Annotated in this window: 13 protein-coding genes; 4 read left to right on the forward strand and 9 right to left on the reverse strand. The window is 69.6% G+C overall.

Annotated elements, in window-relative coordinates; all coding sequences use genetic code 11:
- Positions 1–391 precede the first annotated feature (391 nt).
- Together EL493_RS32240 and EL493_RS09190 are read left to right on the forward strand one after the other, a co-directional pair.
- Entirely contained in the window at positions 392–1,075 is a 684-nt protein-coding gene (locus EL493_RS32240; protein WP_019045317.1) for a DUF6875 domain-containing protein, read from the forward strand.
- On the forward strand, positions 1,072–14,769 hold the full coding sequence (locus EL493_RS09190; RefSeq protein WP_019045318.1) for a non-ribosomal peptide synthetase: 13,698 nt from the start codon (positions 1,072–1,074) through the stop codon (positions 14,767–14,769). The genes EL493_RS32240 and EL493_RS09190 overlap by 4 nt, the downstream gene beginning before the upstream one ends.
- Before the next feature lie 39 nt (positions 14,770–14,808).
- Here EL493_RS09190 and EL493_RS09195 read toward each other — a convergent pair whose 3' ends face one another.
- The 7 genes from EL493_RS09195 to EL493_RS09220 all read right to left on the reverse strand — a co-directional run bounded on the left by EL493_RS09195 (position 14,809) and on the right by EL493_RS09220 (position 20,784).
- Positions 14,809–15,585: a hypothetical protein gene (locus tag EL493_RS09195; RefSeq protein ID WP_022567376.1), complete on the reverse strand. Its 777-nt coding sequence runs from the start codon at positions 15,583–15,585 to the stop codon at positions 14,809–14,811.
- Complete coding sequence (locus EL493_RS09200) at positions 15,576–16,637, reverse strand: hypothetical protein (protein WP_022567377.1); 1,062 nt, start codon at positions 16,635–16,637, stop codon at positions 15,576–15,578. Before EL493_RS09200 ends, EL493_RS09195 begins: the two co-directional genes overlap by 10 nt.
- Positions 16,630–17,853, reverse strand: coding sequence for an MFS transporter (locus EL493_RS09205; protein ID WP_019045321.1), 1,224 nt, complete (start codon positions 17,851–17,853; stop codon positions 16,630–16,632). Before EL493_RS09205 ends, EL493_RS09200 begins: the two co-directional genes overlap by 8 nt.
- Positions 17,854–17,860: 7 nt before the next feature.
- Positions 17,861–18,802 (reverse strand): hypothetical protein, encoded by a 942-nt coding sequence (locus EL493_RS09210; RefSeq protein ID WP_019045322.1) that lies wholly within the window; start codon positions 18,800–18,802, stop codon positions 17,861–17,863.
- The gene (locus EL493_RS09215) at positions 18,792–19,712 is read right to left on the reverse strand and encodes an HEXXH motif domain-containing protein (protein ID WP_019045323.1); all 921 of its coding nucleotides are present in this window, start codon (positions 19,710–19,712) and stop codon (positions 18,792–18,794) included. The genes EL493_RS09210 and EL493_RS09215 overlap by 11 nt, the downstream gene beginning before the upstream one ends.
- A 146-nt stretch (positions 19,713–19,858) precedes the next feature.
- Positions 19,859–19,981, reverse strand: a complete 123-nt coding sequence (locus tag EL493_RS33505; protein ID WP_267890425.1) for a hypothetical protein — start codon at positions 19,979–19,981, stop codon at positions 19,859–19,861.
- A 5-nt stretch (positions 19,982–19,986) separates the two neighbouring features.
- Positions 19,987–20,784 (reverse strand): phytanoyl-CoA dioxygenase family protein, encoded by a 798-nt coding sequence (locus EL493_RS09220; RefSeq protein ID WP_162178131.1) that lies wholly within the window; start codon positions 20,782–20,784, stop codon positions 19,987–19,989.
- A gap of 375 nt (positions 20,785–21,159) precedes the next feature.
- Here EL493_RS09220 and EL493_RS09225 point away from each other — a divergent pair, with 375 nt between their 5' ends.
- Positions 21,160–22,719, forward strand: a complete 1,560-nt coding sequence (locus EL493_RS09225) for an ATP-binding protein (protein WP_022567380.1) — start codon at positions 21,160–21,162, stop codon at positions 22,717–22,719.
- Positions 22,720–22,741: 22 nt separating this feature from the next.
- Here EL493_RS09225 and EL493_RS09230 read toward each other — a convergent pair whose 3' ends face one another.
- Together EL493_RS09230 and EL493_RS09235 are read right to left on the reverse strand one after the other, a co-directional pair.
- Entirely contained in the window at positions 22,742–23,026 is a 285-nt protein-coding gene (locus EL493_RS09230; RefSeq protein ID WP_019045326.1) for a GNAT family N-acetyltransferase, read from the reverse strand.
- Positions 23,027–23,066: 40 nt separating this feature from the next.
- The gene (locus EL493_RS09235) at positions 23,067–24,440 is read right to left on the reverse strand and encodes an FAD-binding oxidoreductase (protein WP_019045327.1); all 1,374 of its coding nucleotides are present in this window, start codon (positions 24,438–24,440) and stop codon (positions 23,067–23,069) included.
- Between the two features lie 295 nt (positions 24,441–24,735).
- Between EL493_RS09235 and EL493_RS09240 the strand changes: the two genes are divergently transcribed.
- Entirely contained in the window at positions 24,736–25,065 is a 330-nt protein-coding gene (locus tag EL493_RS09240) for a hypothetical protein (protein ID WP_019045328.1), read from the forward strand.
- Positions 25,066–25,108: the final 43 nt, after the last annotated feature.

Below are 25,108 nucleotides of genomic sequence, written 5' to 3' on the forward strand. Positions count from 1 at the left end.
GATCGAAATGTGGCCGTTTATTAAGTGGAAGATGTATCGGGAAATTATTCCGATATCGGAGGGTTATTTATTCGTAGCTCTGGAGCGAATCGTTTCGCGCTGTGCGTGCCATATACCAGGACAGGTGGGATCCAACTGAGCCGTCGGGGTTGAAAAAGTGGCAGATGTCGAATCCTCCTGACTAGAAAAGGGCTGTGAGCTGGCCCTTTGGCCGTCTATAGCAGGAGTCGACAACATGTTGCATAGCGCTGAAACCTTGTGCAGGCGGGGCCGCTCCGATATTTCGAGTGGTCTACTACGCGCGTGCCCGGCGGTGCTGCCGGGGAATGCTCGACCTCGTGATGTGGCGAGGTGAATTATGAGCGACGTAATTTCTGGAACCCGTTCCGGTATGAACTGGTATCCGTTGTCGACCGCCGACGAAGGATCCCGGTGTACCCAGGCGACACTGGACGGGGTTCGAGCCTGGGCACTGGAACATCTCACCCAACCGCTGGGCGAAATCGGCCGTGACGGCCCGGTCTGCCCCTACGTCGGGCCCGCGATGCGCCGCGATCTGATCTGGGTCGGCCGGGTCTCCGGCGCGCGCCCGTGGCCACCGTACGTCCGGCTGGTGATCGAGGACGCGCTCGAGCTGTTCTCGAAGCTGCCGCCCGAGACCGGCGGCTCCGCGGTCCTGCGCTGCCTGGTGACGGCCATGCCGGACCTGCCCGACTACGGGCTGATCGACGACCTGCACGCCGCGCTCAAGACCCGATTCGTGGAACGCGGCCTGATGCTCGGCCAGTTCTACCCCGGCTGTACCGAACCGGGCCTGTGGAACAAGGACTACCACCCGCTCGACGCGCCGATCCCGATGCTGGTGGTGCGCACGATGATGGCCACCGACTTCCCGTTCCTGCTCCCGCGCCCCGAATGGATGTCGGCCTACGTCAAGAAGTTCGCGCCGGGTGTGCCCGAACACGTCCGGCGCATCGTGGTCGGCAGGCTGATCGCGAGTGCGAACACCGAGGTGCCCGCCTACGAGGAGGAACACGCGCTACAGCAGGTCGGCGCGGGGAGACGACAGCGATGACCCGCGAAGTGACCACCGCGCCCGCCACCGAGCAGGCCGCGGTCGAGGAGTTTCCGCTCTCACCCGCGCAGCTGGGCATGTGGTACGCCCAGCAGCTCGACCCCGCCGTCCCGCTCTACGAGGCGCAGTACATCGACATGCGCGGCCCGCTCGACCTCGACCTCCTGATCGCGGTGTCGCAGCGGGTGAGCCGGGAGTTCGAGTCCGGCCTGTTGCGGCTGGTCGACACCCCCGACGGGCCGCACCAGGTGGTCGACCGGCGGATCGAGCTCACGATGTCCATCCTGGATTTCAGCGCCGCCGCCGATCCCGAAGCCGAGGCGATGCGCTGGATGCGCGCCGATGTCGCGGCGCCGATCGACCTGCTCGGAGATCGGCTGGTACTCACCGCGCTGATCCGCATCGCCCCCGACAGGGTGCTCTGGTATTCGCGCGCCCACCACATCGTGATCGACGGATTCGCCTCCGCCACAGCGCTGTATCGAGTCGCCGAGCTCTACAACGCGGCACTGGCCGGACGCACCGCCCCGGCGGGAACGGCAGCGAGCCTGCGCACCGTGCACGAGGCCGAGACCCGCTACCGGAGCAGCACCCGCTACGCCGCCGACGCCGAGTACTGGGCGCAGCGGATCGTGGACATGCCGCGGGAATGCAGCCTCGCCGAGGCCACCGCGCCGGCGCACGCGCTCGGCCGCCAGCATCGGGCCGAGTTGTCCGCGGCGACGAAGGCCCGGCTCGACGCGGCCGCCGCGCGCTTCGGAGTCGGCACCGCCGGTCTCACGATGGCGGCGCTGGCCGTCTACTACGCGCAGGCCACCGGCACCGAGGACGTGGTGCTGAGCCTGCCGGTCTCCGGCCGCACCACCGCCACGCTGCGCCGCTCCGGCGGCATGCTGGCCAATGTGGTGCCGCTGCGGGTGCCGGTCCGGGCGGACAGCACCGTCGCCGAACTCGTCGACGCGATCCGGGTGGAGGTCTCCGGCGCGCTGCGCCATCAGCAGTTCCGGCACGAGGAGATCCGGCAGGGCGAGGGCGACACCGGTGGGCGCGGTTTCGTCGGCCCGGTGGTCAACATCATGATGTTCCCGACCGAAGTCGACTTCACCGATGTCAGCACGAGCCTGCACGTGCTCACCTCCGGGCCCATCGAGGACCTGTTCGTCAACTTCTATCAGCACGGCGCGAACAGCCCCGTCCACGTGGACTTCACCGCCAACCCCGACCTCTACGGCGACGAGACCCTGGCCCGCCATCACCGCCGGTTCCTGGCCCTGTTCGAGGCGATGATCGACGCCGACCCCGGGACCGTGGTGCGCGAACTCGACTACTTCCTCCCCGACGAGCGCCCGCTGCGCGCCGGGCTGCGCGGTGTCGCCGCGCCCGCCCCGTGCCTGCTGGGCGATGTGCTCGCGGCGGGGGCGCGGGCCGCTGGCCCCGAGGCGACCGCCGTAGTCTCGGGACCCACTGAACTGACCTACGTTGCGCTGGAGCGTCTTTCGGACCGGCTCGCGCACGAGATCGCCGGCTCGGGGGCCGGCCCGGAGTCCGCGGTGCTGGTCGCGCTGCCCCGATCGACGGAATCGGTGGTGGCGTTCTGGGGCGTCGTGCGTTCCGGGGCGGCCTATGTGCCGGTGGGTGTGGGGAATCCGGCGCCTCGGCTGGCGGCGATGGCGGCGGAATGCGGTGCGCGACTGGGTGTCACGAGCTCGCGATACCGCGCGGACCTGCCCGACACGGTGACCTGGATCGTGCTGGACGAGCTGGACGGGAGCCCGTCCCACACCGCCGCGCTGCCGCGTCCCAGACTCGGCAATCCCGCGTACATCGTGTTCACCTCCGGCTCCACGGGCACGCCCAAGGGTGTCGTCGTCACCCATTCCGGCGTCGCCTCGCTCGCCTCCGCGGTGCGCGAAACCTACGGCGCCGACAGTGATTCGCGTGTCCTGCACTGCCTGAATCCGAGTTTCGACGCCTCGCTGCTCGAACTGCTCATCGCCTTCAGTGTGGGCGCCACCTTGGTGATCGCGGACGCCGACTCGGTCGCCGGTGCCGGGCTCGCCGCGATCGTCCGCGAATCCTCGATCACCCAGCTGTGTTCCACGCCCGCGGTGCTCACCACACTGCCGCCGGACGCGCTCGACGGGGTGCGCGCGGTGTCGACCGGCGGTGAGATCTGTCCGCCGGAGGTGGTGGCGCGCTTCGGATCCCGTCGCGCGCTGGTGAATTCGTACGGCCCTTCGGAGACCACAGTGGCCGCCACCTTCACCGAGCCACTGGCTCCGGGCCTGCGCGCCGGGATCGGAACACCCGTCCCCGGTGTCGTCCTGCACGTCCTCGATCGCCGGCTCCGTCCGGTGCCCGCCGGAACCGCCGGTGAGCTGTACATCGCCGGGCCCGGTGTGGCCCGGGGATATGCCGGGCAACCCGGTGTTTCCGCGCAGCGGATGATCGCGAACCCGTTCGGCGCACCCGGGGAGCGCATGTACCGCACGGGCGACCTGGTGCGCTGGCGTGGGGTCGCGCCGGACGGTGCGTCGGGTTCCGCGACACGGTTCGTGCTGGAATACCTGGGCCGCAGCGACTTCCAGGTGAAGTTGCGTGGCATGCGGGTGGAGCCGGGCGAAGTCGATGCGATGCTGGCCACCTGCCCCGGTGTGGAATTCGCCGTGACCGTGGTGCGCACCGGTGCGTCGGGGCGGCCGATGCTGGCGTCGTATGTGGTTCCGGTCCACGCGCCGGACGCGCCCGCCCTCGACGGCCCGACGCTGCGGGACTTCTGCCTGGACCGGCTGCCCGCGCACCTCGTGCCTGCCACCGTCACGGTGCTGGATGCCCTGCCGCTGACCGGCAACGGCAAGGTCGATCGGCGGGCGCTGCCCGAGCCCGAGATCGCACCGGCCGCGCCGCGCGCGGGCGGTGACGCGATCGAGCGGGCGCTGTGTGCCCTGTTCGCGCAGGTGCTCGGCGTGCCGGAGGTGTCGGCCGAGTCGTCGTTCTTCGCGCTCGGCGGCGATTCGATCCTGTCCATCCAGCTGGTGTCGCTGGGCCGCGCCGCCGACCTGGTCTTCTCGGCCCGCGATGTGTTCGAGCACCCGACCCCGGCCGGTCTCGCCGCCGTCGTTGCGGCGCCGGGGGAGCGGGCGGCACTGCGCGAATTGCCCGGTGGCGGTGTCGGTTCCGTACCGCGCACGCCGATCGTCGACTGGCTGCTGACCCGCCCGGGCTGGCGGCACTTCGCCCAGACCATGGTGCTGGCCCTGCCACCCGGCATCGACCGCGCCGAGCTGGTCCGCACCCTGCAAGCGGTCCTGGACCACCACGACATGCTGCGCGTCCGCGTCACCGACGACAACCACCTCGAGGTTCCCGCCCCGGCCACCATCGACGCCACCACCGTCCTCCACCACCACCCCTGCGCCCACCTCGACACCTCCCTCCTCGACGCGGTGATGACTGCCGCCGTGAACCGCCTCGACCCTGAGGCAGGTGTCTCCGTCACCGCCACCTGGCTCGACATGGATCGACCCGCGGCTGAGGAACTACGCGATGGTGACTACCGCCCCGATCCCGCCCCAACCGACAGCCACCTGACTCGCGCGGGCCGTGACACATCGGGCAATGGCCAACGGAGACTCGACCTCGGTACCGCGGCCGACCGCCTGGTGACCGACCTGGCCGACGGGGTGTCGGCCGGGATTCGGCCGGGCTTCGGCGTCCGCGGTGACGCCGATCGTCGTGCTGCGGCGAGTGGCGAAGGCGACCGTGACCGGCTGCTCGAGCGGGACGGCTCCGGTGGGCGGCTGGTGGTGGCTGTGCATCATCTGGCGGTGGACGCCGTCTCCTGGCGGATCCTGGTCGCCGACCTCATGGCCGCCTGGACCGCTGTCGAAGCGGGCGTCGCGCCGCAGCTGCCGCCGGTCGGCACCTCCATGCGTACCTGGGCACATGCCCTCGACACCGCGGCGGATGCGCCGGAGTGGGCGGACGAGCTGGACTACTGGAGCGAGGTGCTCGATACCCCGCAGCCCCAGCTGGGTGAACGCGCGCTCGATCCCACGCGTGATGTGGGCGCGGGCATGGACCGGCTGGAGATCACCCTTCCGGCCGAAACCAGCGATCAGCTGGTCCGGTACCTGCCGACCGCCCTGCGCTGCGGGGTGGAGGAAGCACTGCTCGCCGCCCTGGTGTCGGCACTGGAGAACGGCACCACTCTGCTCATGCTGGAACGCCATGGACGCGACGAGACGGCGGTCCCCGGCGCCGACCTCTCGCGCACCGTCGGCTGGTTCACCAGCCAGTTCCCGATCGCGCTCGATCTCGGCGCCGACCCGGACCCGGTGGCCATGGTCGCAGCGGTCAAGGAACAGCTGCGCGCGGTACCGCACGGCGGCTTCGGTTTCGGGTTGCTGCGGCACCTGCGGCCGGACTCCGCGGCACGGCTCGCCGAAGCGGACGCGCCGCAGATCGGATTCAACTACCTGGGCCAGATCGCGGGCACCGACGCCGGAATGCCCTGGCTACCGGTCGGTGTCGCGGACCGGCTCGGTGGTGCCGGCGATGCCGAGCTGCCCGCGTCGGCGGTCCTCGCCCTGGATGCGGTGACCATCGAGACCCCTGACGGGCCGAAAGTCCATGCGATCTGGCGGTTTCCGTCCGCCGTCATCGCCCGCGACGAGGTGGCGCGGATCGCCGGGCGCTGGACCGAGACCCTGGCCGCGATCGCCGAGGCCGTCGCCGAACCCGGCGCGGGCAGGCTGACACCGTCGGACATCGCTCTGATGCCGGTGACCGGAACCCAGCTCGCCGACTGGCAGCGCCGCTATCCCGCCATCACCGACGTCTGGCCCCTCTCGCCACTCCAGCAGGGTCTGCTGTTCCACACCCGGCTCACCGCCGGTCACGCCGACAAGTACGCGGTGCAGGCCGTGTTCACCCTCGACGGCGACGTGGACCTGACCCGTCTGGAAGCCGCCGCTACCGCCCTCGTCCACCGGCACCCCGCCCTGCGCACCGCCTTCGTGACGACCTCCGACGCGCCCGCCCAGCTGGTACTGGACCAGGTGACGGTGCCGTGGCAAGCGATCGACGCGGACGAGACCGAGTGCGAGCGGATCGCCGCCATCGAGCTCGCCCGCCCGTTCGACCCCGCCCAGCCGCCGCTGCTGCGCTTCCTGGCCGTGCGATGCGGACCGCGCGAGGTCCGGCTGATCGTCACCAACCACCACCTCGTCCTCGACGGCTGGTCGATGCCGCTGCTGCTGGGTGAACTCCTCGCGCTCTACGACACCGGCGGCGCCACCCTCGACGAGCCGGTCTCCTACGAGCGGTACCTGTCCTGGCTCGGCCGCCAGGACTGGGCCGCCGCGCGCACCGCCTGGTCGGCGGCACTGGCCGGCCTGGCGGGCCCGACCCTGGTCACCGCGGTCCGCGCCCCGCTCACCCACGACAGCGAACCCGGCGAGCTGCGCCGGGACGTGCCGCTGGATCCCGGCACCGCCGCCGCGCTGGCCCGGCATCGCAGCGAGCGCGGCGTCACACTCAACACCGTGGTGCAGACCGCGTGGGCACTCCTGCTGGCCGAGCTGACCGGGCACACCGACCTGGTCTTCGGCACGACGGTGTCCGGCAGGCCGCCGGACCTGCCCGGGGCGGAACGGATCGTGGGGATGCTGGTCAACACCGTCCCGGTGCGGATCGCGCTCACCCCCGACGAGCCCGTCGGCGACCTGCTGGCCAGGGTGCAGCGCGAACAAGGCGCGCTGGTGGACCGGAACATCCTGGGACTCACCGAGATCCAGTCGCTGGCCGGGCTGGGACCGCTGTTCGACACCAGCATGGTCTTCGAGTCGTATCCCATGGATGTCGACGCGCTGCGCGCGGCCTCGGCGCAGGCGCGCTTGCGGGTCCGCGACTTCCACGGCCGCGACGGCACCCACTATCCGCTGTGCCTGGCCGCCTTCGCCCACGCCGAGTTGCGTCTCCAGCTCACCTGCTCGGACCGGTACTTCGACGACACCGAGGCCGGCGCGCTGGCCCACCGGCTGGCCCGGATCGTGGCTCTGCTCACCGACCCCGCCCTGCCGGTGTCGGCGGTGCGCGGGGTGAACGGCGCCGAGATCCTCCGCGCCCGGCCGCGCCCGGTGCGGTTGCTGCCCGACCTGCTCACCGCGGGTGTGCGCACGGGCCGGATCGCGGTGACCGACGGCACGACCACGCTCGGCTACCCCGAACTCGACGAACGGTCGAACCGGCTGGCACGCGCCATCGTCGCGGCGGGCGCGGGCCCGGAGGACGCGGTGCTGCTCGCGGTGCCGCGGTCGGCGGACTGGCTGCTCGCGGCGTGGGCGATCGCCAAGTCCGGCGCTGCCTTCGTCCCGGTCGACGTCGACCATCCCGCCGAACGCATCGCCACCGTGGCCGGTGACTGCGGCGCCCGCCTCGGCATCACTCTCGCCGAACATCGAAACAGCCTGCCCGCCAACGTCTCCTGGCTGGTGGTCGACGACCCCGCCACCGTGGATGCGGTCGGCATGTACGCCACCGGGCCGCTGACCGACGCCGACCGCGTGCGCCCCCTGCACGCCGGACACCCCGCCTATCTGATCTACACCTCCGGCTCCACCGGCGTGCCCAAGGGCGTCATGGTGTCGCACGCCGGGCTCAGCGGGCTGGTCGCCGGTGTGGCCGCCCGCCTGCGTCCCGGGCCGGGCGACCGGTTGCTGCTGTGCATGAACCCGGCCTTCGACGCCGCGATCCTGGTGTGGCTCACCGCCTGTCACACCGGCGCGACCCTGGTGGTCGCCGCGCGGGACGTCGCCGCCGGTGACGCGCTGGCCGCGACCGTCACCGGCGCCGAGGTGACGCACCTCGTCGCCCCGCCCGCCGTCCTCACCACCCTGCCCACGGCCGCCGTCGCCCGGGTGCGTGCCATCGTGACCGGCGGCGAATCCTGCCCGCCCGAACTGGTCGCGCGCCTGGGCGCGGGTCGCGCGATGTTCAACTCCTACGGTCCGGCCGAAGCCACCGTGGCGGCCACGCTGAGCGCCCCGTTGAGCCGCGACGACGCCGCCGATCTGGGCGCGCCGCTGCCCGGTTGTGGTCTCGCGGTCCTGGACAGCTGGTTGCGGCCGGTGCCGCCCGGCGCGGTCGGTGAGCTGTATCTGATGGGACCCGGCGTCGCGCGCGGCTATGTCGGGGCGGCCGCGCGCACGGCGGAACGGTTCGTGGCCGACCCGTTCGGCGCGCCGGGGGAGCGCATGTACCGCACCGGCGACCTGGTGCGACGGGTCTCGGCGCACCGGCTGAGCTATGTGGGGCGCAACGACTCCCAGGTGAAACTGCACGGCATCCGGGTGGAGCCCGGTGAGGTCGACGCGGCCCTGCTCGGCGCGCCCGGCGTCGCGCTGTCGGTCACCGTGCCCCGGCCCGGACCGCACGGCGAGCAGACCCTGGCGTCCTATGTCGCACCCGTCGCCGGTGCGGAACCGACACCCACCGCGCTGCGGGAGTTCCTGGTGCGCAGGCTGCCCCGGCATCTGGTGCCCGCCACGGTCACCGTACTGGACGCGCTGCCGGTCACCGGCAACGGCAAGGTCGACGTGCGCGCGCTGCCCGAACCGCGGCACACCAGCGCCCCTTACGTCGCGCCCGTCGGCGCCGAACGCCTGGTGGCGCAGGTCTACGCGACCGTGCTGGACCGGCCCGAGGTCGGCGCCGACGACGACTTCTTCGCCCTCGGCGGCGACTCGCTCTCGGCCACCCGGGTGAGCGCCCGGCTCGGCGCCGAACTCGGGGTGGAGGTGCCGGTCCGCCTGCTGTTCGAGGCACCGACCGTGCACGGTTTGGCGGCCCGGCTCGGCGGTGACACCGTCCTGCGCGCCGGGGCCCTCGGCGGGCCGAGCGCCGGACCGCGACCGGACCGGATTCCCCTGGCCCCCGCGCAACGGCGCATGTGGTTCGTCAACCAGTACGACCCCGGCTCCGGCGCCTACAACATCCCGGTCGTGCTGCGGCTGACGGGGCGTCTCGATGTCGCCGCCCTGCGGGCCGCGCTGACCGACGTCGTCGGCAGGCACGAGGCGCTGCGCACGATGTACCCCGACCACGACGGCATCGGCTATCAGGTGATCGTGGCCCCGGAGGAGATCGCCGACCACCTCGAGCCGATTCCGGTCACCCCCGCCGAACTGGATGCCGCCGTCTTCGCCTGTGTCACCGAGGGTTTCGACGTCGCCGCCGCGGTTCCGCTGCGGGTCCGGCTGTTCCGCCTCACCGCCGACCGGCACGTGCTGGCGGTGGTGGTGCACCACATCAGCGCCGACGGCTACTCCATGGGACTGCTGGCCCGCGACGTCATGACCGCCTACACCGCCCGCCTCGCCGGCACGCCGCCGCAGTGGCCTCGCGAGGCGGTGCAATTCGCGGATTACACCCTGTGGCAGCGCGACCGGCTCGGCAGCACGGACGACCCCGAGTCCGCCGCGGGCAAGCAGCTCGCCTACTGGACCGAAACCCTGGCCGGACTGCCGGACCGGCTGGAACTGCCCGCCGATCGCCCGCGCCCGCCCGTCGCGTCCCTGCGCGCCGGCACCGTCCTGCGGACAGTGGACCCGGAGTTGCGCACCGCGCTGGAGGAACTCGCCGCGAGCAGGCGGTGCTCGCTGTTCATGGTGCTGCACAGCGCGCTCGCCGTGCTGTTCGCCCGGCTCGGCGGTACCGACGACGTGGCCGTCGGCACCCCCGTCGCCGGGCGCGGCCTCGCCGAACTCGACGAGGTCGTCGGCATGTTCGTCAACACGGTCGTATTGCGGACCCGGGTGGGCGCCGCGACACCGTTCACCGACCTGCTCGACGACGTCCGCCGCACCGACCTCGACGCCTTCGCCCACGCGGAGGTCCCGTTCGAACAGCTCGTCGACCTGCTCGATCCCGCGCGGTCGGCGGCCCGGCACCCGCTGGTCCAGGCGATGCTGGTGTTCCAGAACCTGGGCGGCACCGAACTCGCGCTGCCCGACCTGCGGATCGAGACCGTCGACCTGGATCAACGCAGCCTGCGCTTCGACCTCAGCCTCACCGTCGGCGACGACGGCGCGGACGGACTGTCGGTCCGGCTCGGCTACGCCACCGACCTCTTCGACGCGAGCACCGCCGCCAAGTTCACCGACCGCTGGTTGCGGGTGCTGCGCCGGATCGTCGTGAATCCCGCTGTGCCGGTAGGCGACATCGATCTCCTCGACGGTCGCGAGCGGGCGATCCTGCCCGGCGCCGCGCTCCCGCCGGTGACCGCTCCCGCCGTGCTGCCCGACCTGCTCGCCGCCGCCGTCACCACCAACCCGGACGGAATCGCGATCGTGGACGGCCCCGACCGGCTCACCTACCGCGAACTCGACGAGCGCTCGAATCGTTTGGCCCGCACACTGATCCAGTCCGGAGCTGGTCCAGAGTCGCTGGTGGTCATCGCCGTCCGCCGCAGCGCCGATTCGGTCCTCGCCGTGTGGGCGGTGGCCAAGACCGGCGCCGCGTTCGTCCCCATCGACCCCGCCTATCCCGCCGAACGCATCGCCCAGATCCTCACCGACTCCGGTGCGACCCTGGGCATCACCTCGACAGGTGCCGAATCGATCCGGCCGTGGATCGCTGGCGCGGCCACCGCGGGAGCGTCATCCGGGGCGTCGGACGACCTGGGCGCGAACGGGACCGCCGATCAGTGCGTGGTCGAGCCGATCTCCCGGGCAGACGCGCAGTCCGTGCGCTGGTTGCTGCTCGACGACCCGGCCTTCGCCACGGAGTGCGCCGCCGTGTCGGACAAGACCATCCACCCCGGCGAACTCCGCGCAGTGCCGCAACTCGCCAACCCCGCGTACGTCATCTTCACCTCCGGCTCCACCGGCCGACCGAAGGGCGTGGTCGTCACCCACGCCGGCCTGGCTAATCTGGTTGCCGCGCAACATGCCCGCCTCGACACGTCGACGGAATCGCGGGTGCTGCACGTGGCCTCGCCCAGTTTCGACGCCGCGGTGCTCGAACTGCTGCTCGCCGCCGGCGCCGCCGCCACCCTGGTGGTCGCCGGGCCGACCGCCTACGGCGGCGCGGAACTCGGCGAACTGCTCGCGCGCGAACGGGTCACCCATATCGCGCTCACCCCGTCGGCGCTGGGCTCGGTCGACACCGTCGACCACGAACACCTGCGCGGCATCATCACCGGCGGCGAACCCTGCCCGCCGGAACTCGTGCAGCGCTGGGCGGCGCCGGGCCGCATGCACTTCAACGACTACGGCCCGACCGAGGCCACCATCTGGGCCACGGGCACCGGACCGCTGCTGCCCGGCTGCGAGATCACCATCGGCACCGCGGTTCCCGGCATCGCCACCCTGGTCCTGGACGACCGGCTGCACCCCGTCCCCGACGGCATCGCGGGTGAGCTCTACCTGGCCGGCCCGGCGCTGGCGCGCGGCTACCACGGCCGCCCCGACCTCACCGCGGCCCGCTTCGTCGCCGACCCGCACGGCGCGCCGGGCGAGCGGATGTACCGCACCGGCGACCTCGTGCGCAGGCGCGCGCACGTCCTGGAATACCTCGGCCGATCCGATCTCCAGGTGAAACTGCGTGGCCTGCGGATCGAACCCGGCGAGATCGAAGCGGCCCTCACCACCGATCCCGCCGTGCATCAGGCCGTGGTCACCGTGCACGCCGATGCCGCGCTCGGTGAGCTGCTGGTCGGCTACCTGGTGCCGGAGCGGGCGGCGGACTTCGCCGTGGACACGGTGAAAGAGGCACTGGCGCAGCGGCTTCCCTCGTACATGGTGCCGTCGGCGTTCGTCGTCCTCGACGCGCTGCCGCGCACCGGCAACGGCAAACTCGACCGCCGCGCCCTACCGGCCCCCGACCTCAGGTCCGGCCGGTTCCGTGCGCCGGTCACCCCCACCGAGCGGACGGTGGCCGACACCTTCGCCGAGCTGCTCGGCGTCCCCCGGGTCGGCCTGGACGACAACTTCTTCGCCCTCGGCGGCAACTCGCTCATCGCCACCAGGATCGCGGCCCGCCTCGGCGCCGCCCTCGACACCCGCGTCCCCGTGCGGATGGTCTTCGACGCGCCGACCGTGGCCGAGCTCGCCGCCGCCGTGCGCACCGCGGCCGCGGCGCCCGGCCCGCGCCCGGGACCTCGCCGCAGGCCCGACCGGGTCCCCCTCTCGGCGGCGCAGCGGCGCATGTGGTTCCTCAACCGGTACGACCCCACCTCGCCCGCCCACAACGTGCCCATCGCACTGGAACTCGACGGCGATCTCGAGTTCGACGCCATGCGGGCCGCCCTGACGGACCTGGTGGCCCGGCACGAATCGCTGCGCACGGTCTACCCGGTCGACGCCGACGGTGAGCCGTACCAGGAGATTCGCCCGCCGGCCGCCGCGCGGGTCCCGGTCACGGTGGCCGACTGCGCACCCGACCGGATCCGTGACCAGGTGGCCGCCGAGATCGCGCACGGGTTCGACCTCACCACCGAACTTCCCCTGCGGGTCAGCCTGTTCCGCGTCGGTCACCGGCGCTGGGTGCTGGCGGTGACAATGCACCACATCGCCTCCGACGGCTGGTCGCTGGGCCCGCTGACCCGCGACATGCTGGTGGCCTACGCGGCCCGCCTGGCCTGCACCCCACCCACCTGGTCGCCGCTGCCGCTGCAATACGCCGACTACGCGCTGTGGCAGCACGAACTGCTCGGCGCCGAGGACGACCCCACCAGCGTGTCGCACCGGCAACTCGAGTTCTGGCGCGCCACGCTCGACGGCCTGCCCGAGGTCTCGGCACTGCCCAGCGACCACCCGCGGCCCACCGTGCTCAGCCACCGCGCGGGCCTGGTGGAGTTCGACATCGACGTCGCGATCCAGCGGCGGGTCAGGGAACTGGCGCGCTGGCACGGTGTCAGCGTGTTCATGGTCGCCCACGCCGCGCTGGCGGTGCTGCTCGCGCGGCTGTCCGACACCAGCGAAGTGGCCATCGGTTCGGTCATCGCGGGCCGCGGCGACGGCGAACTCGACGACCTGGTCGGCATGTTCGTCAACACCCTGGTGCTGCGCAGCCGCGTGCACCCGGAGACCACCTTCGACACCCTGCTCGCCGCCACCAAGGACGGCGACCTGGACGCGTTCGGCAATGCCGACGTGCCCTTCGAACGGCTCGTCGAGGTGATGGCACCGGCCCGGTCCACCGCGCACCATCCGCTGTTCCAGGTGCTGCTGGTGTTCCAGAACTTCGACCGGGAACCGGTGGAACTGCCCGGCCTGCGGGTCGACCCGGTCGAGATGCCGCCGGTGGGCGCGAAATTCGACCTGGAGTGGATGCTGGCGGAGAACATCGATGCCGACGGCGCGCCCACCGGCATCTCGGGCACCCTCACCTTCGCCCGCGACCTGTTCGAGGAGAGCACCGCGCGCACCCTGGCCGACCGGTTCGTCGACGTGCTCGACGCGCTCACCGCCGATCCGAACCAGGTGCTCGGCGAACTCGACGTCACCGCGCCGCCCGGGACCGTCGTGCATCCGGTGGTGCGCGTGCCCGCGCATCGCGTCGACCTGCCGTACCGGCCGCCGGTCACGTCGACCGAACAGGCCGTCGTCGCCGCGTTCGAAACGGTGCTCGATGTCGAGCGGGTCGGCTTGGACGACAACTTCTTCGAGCTCGGCGGCACGTCCATGGTCGCCATCCGGCTGGTGTCCCAGCTGCGGGACCGGCTCGGCGTCGCCATGCCGGTGCAGTGGATGTTCGGTGATCCCACGCCCGCCGCGCTCGCCCAGCGCCTCACCGACAGCGGCGACACCGCCGTCGACCCGGCCCTGCGCACCCTGCTCCCGCTGCGCGCGGGCGGCACCGGACCCGCCCTGTTCTGCGTGCACCCCGCGATCGGTGTCGCCTGGTGCTACGCGGGCCTGCCCGGCCACCTCGACCCCGGCTTCCCGGTCTACGGCCTGCAATCACCCGGCATCGCGGCCGAACAACCCGATCGCCCGCTGCGCGACCGCGTGGCCCGCTACGCCGACGAGATCCAGGCGACCCAGCCCGACGGCCCCTACCGCCTGCTCGGCTACTCGGCGGGCGGACCGATCGCGCACGCCGTCGCCGTGGAACTCCAGCATCGCGGCGCCACCGTCGACGTGCTGGCCATTCTCGACGGCCGCGCCGATGTCGACCCGGCCAGCGCCACCGAGATGCCGCCGCCGGAAGCCCTGCTCGCCGAATTCGGCGGCCTCGACCCGGCCCTGGCCGACGACGCCGACCGCGCCGCCCGGCTGCTGCGCGAGACCGCCGTACCCGAACGAATCGCGCCGTCGGAGTTGCCGGCCGATTCCGCGGCGGACCACCCGGCCGCCGCACCGCTGCCCGGCGCCGACAACGAGGTCGACGCCGGCAACGACAACTTCCTCGGCGGCCTCACCGGCGCCGACCTGCGCCGCCTCTACGCCGACTACCAGCAGGTGGTGCGCGAGGCCGCCGACTACCGCCCCGGCGTGTTCACCGGTGACCTGCTGTTCTTCAGCAGCACCAGCGCCCGCCCCGGCTACGAACCCAACGCCGACACCTGGCGCCCCTACGTCAGCGGCGCCATCCACGACACCCAGACCGGCCACGAACACAACCACCTCACCAGCGCCGACGCCCTCGCGGTGATCGGCCCCATCCTGGCCAGCCACCTCCGCGGCTAGGCGGAACGCACCGGTACGCGCAGGTCTCGTCCTGGAGCGTCAGACGTAATCCGCCGCGGTCAGCAGGTGGGGCCAGAACTCCGACCACACTGTTTCGGCATCGTCGCCACGGGCGACGTGTTCGTAGAGGCGCCCGTACCAGCTGTCGACCGAGTCCGGTGACGTCACGGGTGTGCTCAGATCGGTCACCGGACAGGGCGGGAGGGAATGTCGGCTGCGATCACCGAGCAAACGGAGCAGGGCCGACTGCGCTGACGAGTTCACGATTCCGGCGGTGAGCATTCCGGTCACCGCGATCCCGTCGAATTCACGAGCACACTCGAGCCCTTCCAGAACCGCTGAAGCCCATTGCAATTGACGCGTTCGCTCATCTCGATTCGGCCCGAACAATGCCTCTTTGTAGGCAACGACAGCGTCAGCGGGGTCGCAGGTGACCACAAGTTCGGGATGTAGGCCGAGCTCGATGGCAGCGGTCATCCACGACCGTAGCAACCACGGCATACGCGCGTCGTACAGGACGATCGACCGCCCGTGTGGCAATTCCGCCAGGAATCTGGTGCAGCGTTCGCGCGCCGACCGATCGAAGGCCAGCGCCGCGAGAATCGCGAAGGCGGGCAGATCAGGCCCGCGCCCACCGACATCCGCCAGCGCCTGCCGATTGATATCCACCACCGCTTGTGACTCGAAGAAGCCGTCGGGTGCTCGCGGGTGTCCTGCCGTACTCGGGTAGGGAATCTCGAATCCGTTGGCTGAGAGGATACGACTCAGCCAGGCGCCGCCGGGGCCGCCGTCCCCGCTGATGATGACTAGTCGCACCGGCCGATTTCGCGGTCGATCTCGGACAACACGTCGGACAGGTCCGCGCCCAGCCCGTTCAGCCGATGGGGGTCATGGAACAGTCGGAGCGTGCCGGGAACAAGTGTCCCCAGAGCCGCGGCGCTGTTGGCGGGGACGCGCATCGACGGGTCCACGGACATGCTCAGAATCGTGAGATAGCGAGCGATCAGGAGGGAGCATGTGCACGATGGTTCCGTGAACGCCGGGTCCCTCGCCGCCAGTACGCCCTGCAACTGCGGTACGGCCGAGCGGACCGCGCGATCGATCAGCGGGAAATGGTGAGGACGCATATGCAGCCAGGCCGCGAACCCCCGTTTCCACCAGATGCCATCGACACGTTCCAACACGTGCAGTGCCAGATCCTGATAGCGAATGTAGGGGACTTCGGCAACGGAATCCGGCCACGGTCGCGTGGTCATGGGCACGGCGGTGTCGTCACGGAACAGCACCGATCGGCGTAGCCCACGAGTGTCGTTGCCGATCAGGCTGGGGGAGAGGTCGTGTTCGACCAGGGTTGGTACCACCGAATGCGCCACGATGCGCTCAGCCGCAAGGAATCTGCCCAAGGCGACGTCTTCGGTGATGTACTGCCTGCCGCGGTAGGTCTCCGCGAAACGCAGTGCGATCTCGGAGGGCAAAGCCATTCCCAAGGTGGGCACGTAAGGGTCACCGACAGGCACCAGGTGGCGATCCATCAGGTGCGCGGCACGCGCGATCGCACCGGTTCGCGAACCCCATTCCGCGTAGAGGGAGACCGGCCCGTCGAGCGTCGCGACGAGCTCGTCGACCTTGGCTGCGAAGTCATGGCACACCTGTGCGTCGTCCATCAAGACCACATGCCACGGACGCCTGCTGGGATCGGCACGGCTCCACGCGGCCACCGCGGTCGGTAGTGCCGATGTCGGTTCGTCGGGGAAAGGGTCGAAGGCGATGGCGTCTTCGGGCAGCGACAGCCGAGCGCACAGTTCGGCGGCCTGACGTTCGCGTGACGGGTGTGCCATTACCGACAGTGAGAATTGTTCGCTATCCATCGTTTTCCGATCGTTGTGTGCCCAGTGCGAAACTTGCCAGGGCGCCGCCCGCCATCGCGACGGCACCGAATACCAGCCAGCCGAGGTCTCCGATGGCGATGCATGCGCTCAGGACCACGGGTGCGATCAGGCGCTGCAACGACCCGGAGAGCCCGTAGCTGGCCAGCACCCGTTCGCGGTAGCCCTCCTCCGCGATCTCCATGACCCGGTAGTAGCCCGCGAAGGACGCCAAGGCCGCGCCGGCACCGATCGCCGCGGCGAACAGCAGAATCGTCACGACCCCTGCGTTCCCGGAGACTGGAGCCACTCCTATCAGCACGCACGCCGCACCGACCAGCAGTGTTCCGAGGACCAGATAGCGGCGACTGGCTCCAGGTGGCGCGAAGAGTCGGCCGGCGAAGAAGGTCATCCCGGTACCGATCCATGTAGTGACTGCGACCGCCACCCCGACCCAGCCGATCATCGAGTTGTGGTGGATCGAAAGGTAGATCGGCAGGCCGAGCCCGGTAGCCGAGCCCGCGATGTCGACGATCGCGAGTGCCGCGAGGAAGAGCGCGATACGTCCGCGCGGCCACCCGTCTGTCCAGGGCAGCTTCTGCGGTCGCAGCGCGGCGTCGGCGGGCAGTCGGGCGAACAGCAGAGCGTTCACGAAGAAGGAGACACCGTTCAACACGATCAGCCACCCGAACCATGACTCCGGCACCGCCAGCTGGAAAATCGCTGCGACCAACGCGCCTGCGGCGAGCCCGAACGTCTGCGTCAGCTGACGCGCGGCGAGCACCGAGGACTGCATCGCCCCGGCGCTGACTCGCTGGACGACGGCTTGACTCGCGGGAAACGCGAGACGGTCCAGCACCAGCACGCCTAGCAGGACTCCCGCCAGCACGCTCGGCGGCAGCACGAGCGCGAGAACGACGTTGAGGGCGCCGCGGGCCGCGCTCAGCGCGACGGACACATTTCGCGCGCCCCACCGCTCGGCCACGACCGCGCCGACCGGCGCCAGGAACAGCGCGAGGAAGGCCCCTGAGCTCAGCACCAGCGTCAGCGTCGAGACCGTGACGCCCCCGCGTAGCACCCACAGCACGAAAGTCGCGCTGTACAAACCGGTTCCGAATGTGTTGAGGACCGATGCCGACAGAATCGTCCTGACCTTCGAGTCGGCCAGGATCGTCCGGTAGTCGGCGAGCTGTTCTGACAGGAAACGAGATTGCGTCACGTGGTTCCTAGCTGAAGGGATGATCCGGGATGCCGTCGCGCTGCGGCTGAGGTGCGCCGATGCCGATCGGTACGCCGCGTACCAAAACAAGCTCCGGCCACTCGATCAACGCGTACACGACAATGTGCTTCGACACCATCTCAGCGAATTCCGCCACGGCTCCGGCTCGTCCGGAACCAGCGATCAACCGCTGGAAATGCCCTCGCCGTGCGCCCGAAGCCGAACCTCGCAGACTGGCGTAGCGGTGGGTCTTCGCTTCCGAAGAATAGGTCGGCCGACGGTGCGACAGCACGGCATCCAAGAGCATCGTCGCTTCCTCCTGCGCGTGCCGAACTGCTTCGGCGATCTCGGAGCGCACGGCACTCCCCACGACGAACACCTGTTCGTCCAGCCGTTCGGCCACGTGCCACGCGAGCACGGAGCCGTCGCCGAGCGGCCACCACACGGAGGTGGACGAGTCGTCGGAGTGGAGTAGGTTCGCCGGCTCCTGCAGATTTCCGTACCACAGCGACTCCGATACGTGCCGCTCCAGGACTTCGGCGACAGCGTTGTTTCGCGCGGTGTCGGCACAGGTGTGGATAGCTAGGCCCGTTGCGCCCGTGGGGAAGAGTCGCTGTCCGCCAACGTGCCAGGGTCGGGGCACAACGGTCTCGAAGGTTCGGCTGGTTGCCTGTCTGCCGTCGCGAAAAGTGCCGTGCACCAGCCTGCCTCGGCTGGCGGTCACCTCGGCATTCATCAGGAGGCGTTCGAAACACTCCCACCGGGAGACGTTCTCGCTGTCGTCCCGCCGACCCGATGCGGCATGACCGAGGGCGTACCGAGCCTCGGTGTTCGATCCCGAACGCCAGCTGATGCCGGTCGAGGCGATCCACACTCGGGGATCGGACGCAGCGGTGTGCGCGATCGTGCGGAACGGCAGCGCGAACAGCTGCTCGGCGTCAGAGAGCATCCACGGATTCCTTGCAGGTCCGCAGTATTGCCTCTCCTGCTTCGGTCAGCTCGGCGTGTTGGCGAATCGTCTGATAACCCTTGTAGAAACGGGTGATCGAGCCGTCGCGCCACTGCTCGACGCTCGCGCGACCCTCGACGCGCGCGTAACCGTCGAGGACTTTGGCGATTCGGCTCAGGACGAACATCGCATGGAAGATCCCGTACAACGGCCGAGGATCGGGCCGGATCGGGGCTGTGAACCTGGCTCCGTGCCCGTTCGTGATCAGCGGATCGAACGTCATGATGCTGTGCAACACCGTGTGCGACGTTTCATGGGTGATGTGATCGAGGAAGTACAGCGTCGACTCCTCGGTCTCCAAGCCGCTGTTGGGCACACGGAGCAGGATCATGCCCCAGCAGCGCACGCTGGTGATCCCTCTGGCAGCGATTCCGTCGAACAGCCTCACCCCGGCGACGAGCTGGTCGAATTCGGCGAACATACCAGGGTCGACCTGCCGCAGAACCGGCAGTGACTCCTCGACCCACCGCTTCGCCGTCGCGTAATGCTCCGCGTCGAGCCGTCGAGTGATCGGCAGTCCGCCGTTGGCTTGCCGAGGCCCTTCGGGTCCGGCCAGGAAATCGTAGACTTCGGAGTCCAGAGTATCCCACTGAAGATTCGATATCGCGAAACTCTTGTTGTACAACAGTCCGCGGTCTGCGGCGGACTGTATCTCGCCCAGCGCGGACGAGACTCGCCCGAAGTTCTTCGCTGCTATCCCGGTGTGGAGCTTCCAATGCAGGGTATAGAGAAGTGGGTTGAACTGGCGCGAGGTATCCAACTGCTCGATTTCGTTTGCCGCGTTTTCGGCATGCTTGCCGAATACCCTTCCGGCGGAGTGGCAGTAGGCGATCAGATCAGTCTTGGCCATATCATTTATGCGCCGTCGCAGAATTTCTGCACGAGATTCGGACGGTTCTGCATGGAATATCTCTGAATGTGTTGCAGTCATTTTCGGCCTTGTCGTCGGTGCTTCGGGGTGCCCGCGCTTTCGGCACGGGCACCCCGAAGGTTGCATCAGCTGATCTGACAGGTGGGCGATGCCACCACCAGGTAGCTCGCGTCGACCTCGTCGAAGGTCAGCTCGGCAGGCTGGGTCACATCCCCGGCCTGCTCGGTGAGCTCGGCAGTCGTCTCCATGTTGTTCACCTCCTTTCGTGGGTTGTGGGTGAAGCTGTGCGACATAGCCGCAAACTGCGGATGTCGAGTTCTGGAAGGCTGCTACGCACGTCGGCGCGGCAATAGGAGAATCCGATGCCGCGGCGGGGCTCGGCACTGCTGTTGCGGCCGGACCAGTGGACCGTCGTTCCCAGATGCGCGCTCGCGTCGCCCGGTTCCAGTTCGACCGGGGTGCCTGCGCCGCTCCATTCGGGGATGATCAGGCCGGCTGCGTCGTCGCGAGTCGATCTGACGTGGCGATGGACGCCGGACCTATGGCTGTCGGGGACGAAATAGAGACAGCCGTTGTCGATTCCAGCGCGGTCGATCGAAATCCATACGGTGACGAACTCCAGCGGAGTCATGTGCAGCCAATGGGCGGCATCCTGATGAGGAGGCTTCGGCGTGCCGGTTGTCGCTGGCTTCATCCAGGCGGTCACCGCCACGAGGCGGACGTCGGTGGCGAGGCAGCGGGCAGCCAGCTCCGCTGGGGCACCGTCGGCCGCGAGAGCAGCGATGAGCTCCGAGTTCCTGGCAAGATCCTTAATTTTCCGCACGCTGCGGACGTGGCCGGCCCGGATGGTCTGAACTCCCGTTCCGGAGTATTCGGCGATATCCAGCTCGGCCGACAATGTTGCGACCATTTCGGGCGGCAGCATCTGCCGTTTGATTCCGAAACCCCTCGAGGCGACGGCATCTGCGCACCGTTGCAGTTTGTCGATCTCGCGATTTCCGCCGGCATCGGACATAAGTGAGTTAGCGATGAAGAATCCCCCCTCGGCCACCCCTCGAATGGCGCAGATTCGCATTCCGTATGTTCTGAAACGTAACAGCGGGCCGCGGTGCCATCAACGAACCCGGTCGGCCCGGGACGGCTAACAGCAGATCAGCCGCTGGAAACTTCTGTCCGGTCCGGACACTCGCGCGACTGCCACCCGCTGCTCGAAGCCGGTGCAGCGGAGCTCGGCCGCAGCGGTGGTGCCTACGCGGCCGGGAGGCCGCGCATGCCAGTGCTGCCGACGAGTCGAGATCTGCGAGAAACCTTGTCCATCAACGGAACCTGACGTACTCGCGGCGCGTCCAAATCGATGTAGGCACGTTGCAGGGGTCGGGTGCGTCCGACGGGCCTGGACGGAAACAGCGGTTCGGAGGGGTCTCGAATGGCAAGTGGCGGTCCGATTCGGTCGGCGGTGCAGAGCGCAGGGTCGGCGCGCGAGGAGTTCGCGGAGGAGTTCAACGCCTTGTACGTGGCCTCAGGTTGTCGCTCGCTACGGTCATTGGCGGATTCCGCGAAGCGCAAGTCCAAGGGCGGACCGGTGCAGGGGTGCGCGGTATCGGCACAGCGGATCAGTGACTGGAAGGCCGGCCGAAACGTACCCGCCCGATTCGACGTGCTGCACCCCGTGCTGCTGGTACTCATCGAGTCGGCTCGCCGCCGTGATGCCAAGGTGGGCGTTGTTCTGAGCGTTCCAGCTTGGCGCCAACTGTGGAACAGAGCCCAGGCAATCCGCGCAGTGTCGGCGCACACGGCAGGGTGGGCATCGTCTGCCGATATGGCGGGTGGGTGCTTCACCGGAAGGGAAGTCGCCACACGCGCGCTGGCAGACTTGGTCGACACTGCGGTCGGGGCGCCGGATGGTCGCATCATCGCGGTAACCGGTGCCAGTGGAGTCGGCAAGAGCACGCTGCTGAACGTGGGGTTGACGGCTCGGCTGAAAGAGACGAAGCCACAGCAGCTCACGGTCCGGACGATCGTTCTCGGTGGGAGTACAGCGCAAACGCTGGCCTCGATATCGGAGGAGCTACGTCGAGCACGGGAGGACGGTCGAGGAATGGGAAGGGTGGGTGAGCTGGAGGAGGGAGTTGCTCATGTGGTGGTCGTCGACCAGGTGGAGATGATGTTCGGTGACCCGGTGCCTGCGGACAGCCGAGAGTGCATCGTCGCACAGCTCGGGCTGCTGACCGAGGTCGCCGTGGTCATTGTCTGCGTTCGCAGCGATCACATCCCCGACTGCTACGAGTTCCCTCTGCTCGCGGAGGCCCTCGACAGTCGTCACTACGTACTCGAACCCATGAACACCGCCGAACTCCGCTCGGTGATCCGGACCGGCCTACATCGTCCCGGCGGTGACGCTGATCCCGGGCTGGAGGAAGCCCTGATCGCTACGCTCTGTGGGTTCCGCGGAGATACCGGATTCCGAGGTCGTGAACCGGCTGAGCTCCCAATCCTGACCGGCATCCTGCGGTCGATGGCCGAAGGCCGGCACATGGCGTGTCGGCACGTCGACATCTACCGGAGGAACGGTGGGGCCGAAGGTATCGTGCAGGTCGTCGCCGACAACCTCTGGAACAGGTTGTCGTCTGAACAACGTGCCGAGGCCGAGCAGATTCTGCTGGGACTGGTTTCCGTACATACCGATCTCGGGTACGTGCGTCGTCGCCTCCACCATGGGGACGCCGCGCGACTGCGGGATCGACGCGGCGTGCACGCCGTGGTCCTCCGTGAACTGATAGACGCACGGCTGGTCACTGTGGATCTGAACGAGCTGTATCTGAGCCACGACCTGGTGCTGACCTGGAGTCGTCTCAGGACATGGCTCGAGGCCGGGATCGGCGCCGGCGAAGGTGGTCAGCACAGGGTGCGGCGGCCTTCGGACCGTCCGTGGTTGGTCAGGGGCACCGACCGCGAACTCGTTTCGGTGAACCGTTCGGCGTCGTGAGTGTCCGAACGGATGCGGACGGCTAGGCCACCAGGTCGGCGTACTCGCGGTGCTCGGTGATGTACTTCTCCACGTACCAGCAGGTGGGGACGACCTGGTAGCCGTTGGCGCGGGAGTCGTCGAGGCCGAACTTCACCACGTCGGCGGCCACCCCGCGGCCCCGGTACTCGGGAAAGGTCATGGTGTGGTGGAAGTCGCGGACCTTGAGATCTTCGCGTTCGGCGTAGTCGGCGTAGCCCGCGAGGACGTCGTCGTGGTAGATCTCGAATCGGGTATCGGCGACGTTGTGCTCGAGCCTGGTGGTCATACCGGATGTTAACCCGGACATCCGAACGGTTTGTTCCGCGCTAGAGCACCGCGCCGGGGTTGAGGATGCCGGTCGGGTCGAGGGCGTCCTTGATGCGGCGGGTCAGTGCCATCACCTCGGGGCCCACCTGGTCGGGTAGCCAGCCCTTCTTCAGGCGGCCGACGCCGTGCTCGCCGGTGATGGTGCCGCCGAGCTCGATCGCCAGGTCCATGATCTCGCCGAAGGCGCGGTGGGCGCGGGCGGTGTTGTCGGGGTCGGTGGGGTCGTGCACGATCAGCGGGTGGGTATTGCCGTCGCCCGCGTGCGCGATCACCGAGATCAGCACGTCGTTGCGTTCGGCGATGGCGGCGACCCCGGTGATCAGCTCACCGAGCCGGGGCAGCGGCACCCCGACGTCCTCGAGCAGCAGCGGCCCGATCCGCTCCACCGCCGGGATGGCGAATCGCCGTGCGGCGGTGAAGGCTTCGCCCTCGTCGGGGTCCTGGGTGTCGAAAACCTCGGTGGCGCCCGCCTTTTCGCACAGCGACAGCATCAGCTGCGCCTCGTGCGCGGCGAACTCGCCCGGCGCGTCGGACCGGGCGACGAGCAGCGCGGCGGCGGTGCGGTCCAGCCCCATTCGCATCTCGTCCTCCACGGCGTTGATCGCGACCGTGTCCATGAACTCGAGCATGGCCGGACGCAGCGTCGAGGTGATGGCCAGGATCGCGTCGGTGGCCGCGGTGAGCGTGCCGAAGCTCGCCACCACCGTGGCCTGCGGCGGCTGCGCGGGCAGCAGCCGCAGGGTGAGTTCGGTGATCACGCCCAGGGTGCCCTCGCTGCCGACGAACAGCTTGGTCAGCGACAGTCCGGCCGAGTCCTTCAGGCGCGGTCCGCCCAGGCGCACCACGGTGCCGTCGGCCAGCACCACCTCCATGCCGAGCACGTAATCGGTGGTGACGCCGTATTTCACGCAGCACAGCCCGCCCGCGTTGGTCGCCGCGTTGCCGCCGATCGAGCACATCTCGAACGAGGACGGGTCCGGCGGGTACCACAGTCCCTCGGCGGCGACGGCCCGCTTCACCTCGGCGTTGAGCAGACCCGGCTGGACGACGGCGGTGCGGGTCATCGCGTGCACGCTGATCTCACGCATGAGTTCGGTGCTGAGCACGATCCCGCCGTCCACCGCGGTCGCCCCGCCGGACAGTCCCGTACCGGCGCCGCGCGGCACCACCGGTACTCCCCGCGCGTGCGCCCAGGCGAGCGTGGCCGCCACATCGGCGGTGCCGCGCGCCCGCACCACCGCCACCGGGGTGCCCGCGTCGGGATCGCGCGCCCAGTCGTGCCGGTACCCCGCCAGCAGATCCGGATCGGTGACCACCGCACCGTCGGACACCACGGAAATCAGTGCACCGAGGTCGATCCTGCTCTCGTCCACCCGTCCACGCTAACCCGCGCGACCCGCCCCGCGTGGGCACTCGGGCCCGCCGGATACCTGATGGTCACGCGACCTGATCGGGTCCGGCGGCGATGTGCTGCGAACCAAGTGAATATGTGCATGATTGTGATCCCGCGCGCCCGGTTGGTGTATACGGCGTCCAACCCGTCACAATGCCTCCAACGGGTTTTCGCGGTGTTCGTCACCGCTCGCCCGGCGTGTTTCGCATTTCGCTCTACGGTGCGCCCGCGCATCGCACATCGACGCACCGTACTTCGCCGGGAGGGGCCGGGAGATGAAGGAACCGCAGGACCGCGCAGAACTGGTCGGCGCGCTGCTGGCCGCCGAGTTCGCCGACGCCGGGATCGATCCGGACGCCATGCGCCGGGTGCACTCGGGCGCGCACGAGGAGTGGCTGTCGGCGCTCGAGTCGACCGGCATGTTCGGGGTCAGGGCACTGGCCGAGATCGCCGCCGAATGGGCCGCCGACCCGCGCCTGCTGCGCGACGCGCTGCTCACCGAGGCCGACGAGTTCACCCGCCGCCGCTGCCTGACCACCTGGTCGGAGCTCGATCGCCGCCCGGCCGTCGCCGCACCGGCCCAGGTCGTCGCGCTGCCGCACTGAGCGGCCGTTTGCCGACTGCTCATCTGGGCGTCACCTCACGCTG

The organism is Nocardia asteroides, from assembly GCF_900637185.1.
In the GTDB taxonomy this organism is placed as follows: Bacteria; Actinomycetota; Actinomycetes; order Mycobacteriales; family Mycobacteriaceae; genus Nocardia; species Nocardia asteroides.

Excerpts from the sequence above, each read along its gene's own strand:
- EL493_RS32240 (WP_019045317.1), top strand. The coding sequence starts at position 392 with ATGAACTGGTATCCGTTGTCGACCGCCGACGAAGGATCCCGGTGTACC.
- EL493_RS33505 (WP_267890425.1), bottom strand. The coding sequence starts at position 19,981 with ATGGAGACGACTGCCGAGCTCACCGAGCAGGCCGGGGATGTGACCCAG.
- EL493_RS09230 (WP_019045326.1), bottom strand. The coding sequence starts at position 23,026 with ATGACCACCAGGCTCGAGCACAACGTCGCCGATACCCGATTCGAGATC.
- EL493_RS09215 (WP_019045323.1), bottom strand. The coding sequence starts at position 19,712 with ATGGCCAAGACTGATCTGATCGCCTACTGCCACTCCGCCGGAAGGGTA.
- EL493_RS09240 (WP_019045328.1), top strand. The coding sequence starts at position 24,736 with ATGAAGGAACCGCAGGACCGCGCAGAACTGGTCGGCGCGCTGCTGGCC.
- EL493_RS09190 (WP_019045318.1), top strand. The coding sequence starts at position 1,072 with ATGACCCGCGAAGTGACCACCGCGCCCGCCACCGAGCAGGCCGCGGTC.
- EL493_RS09210 (WP_019045322.1), bottom strand. The coding sequence starts at position 18,802 with ATGCTCTCTGACGCCGAGCAGCTGTTCGCGCTGCCGTTCCGCACGATC.
- EL493_RS09200 (WP_022567377.1), bottom strand. The coding sequence starts at position 16,637 with ATGGATAGCGAACAATTCTCACTGTCGGTAATGGCACACCCGTCACGC.
- EL493_RS09225 (WP_022567380.1), top strand. The coding sequence starts at position 21,160 with ATGGCAAGTGGCGGTCCGATTCGGTCGGCGGTGCAGAGCGCAGGGTCG.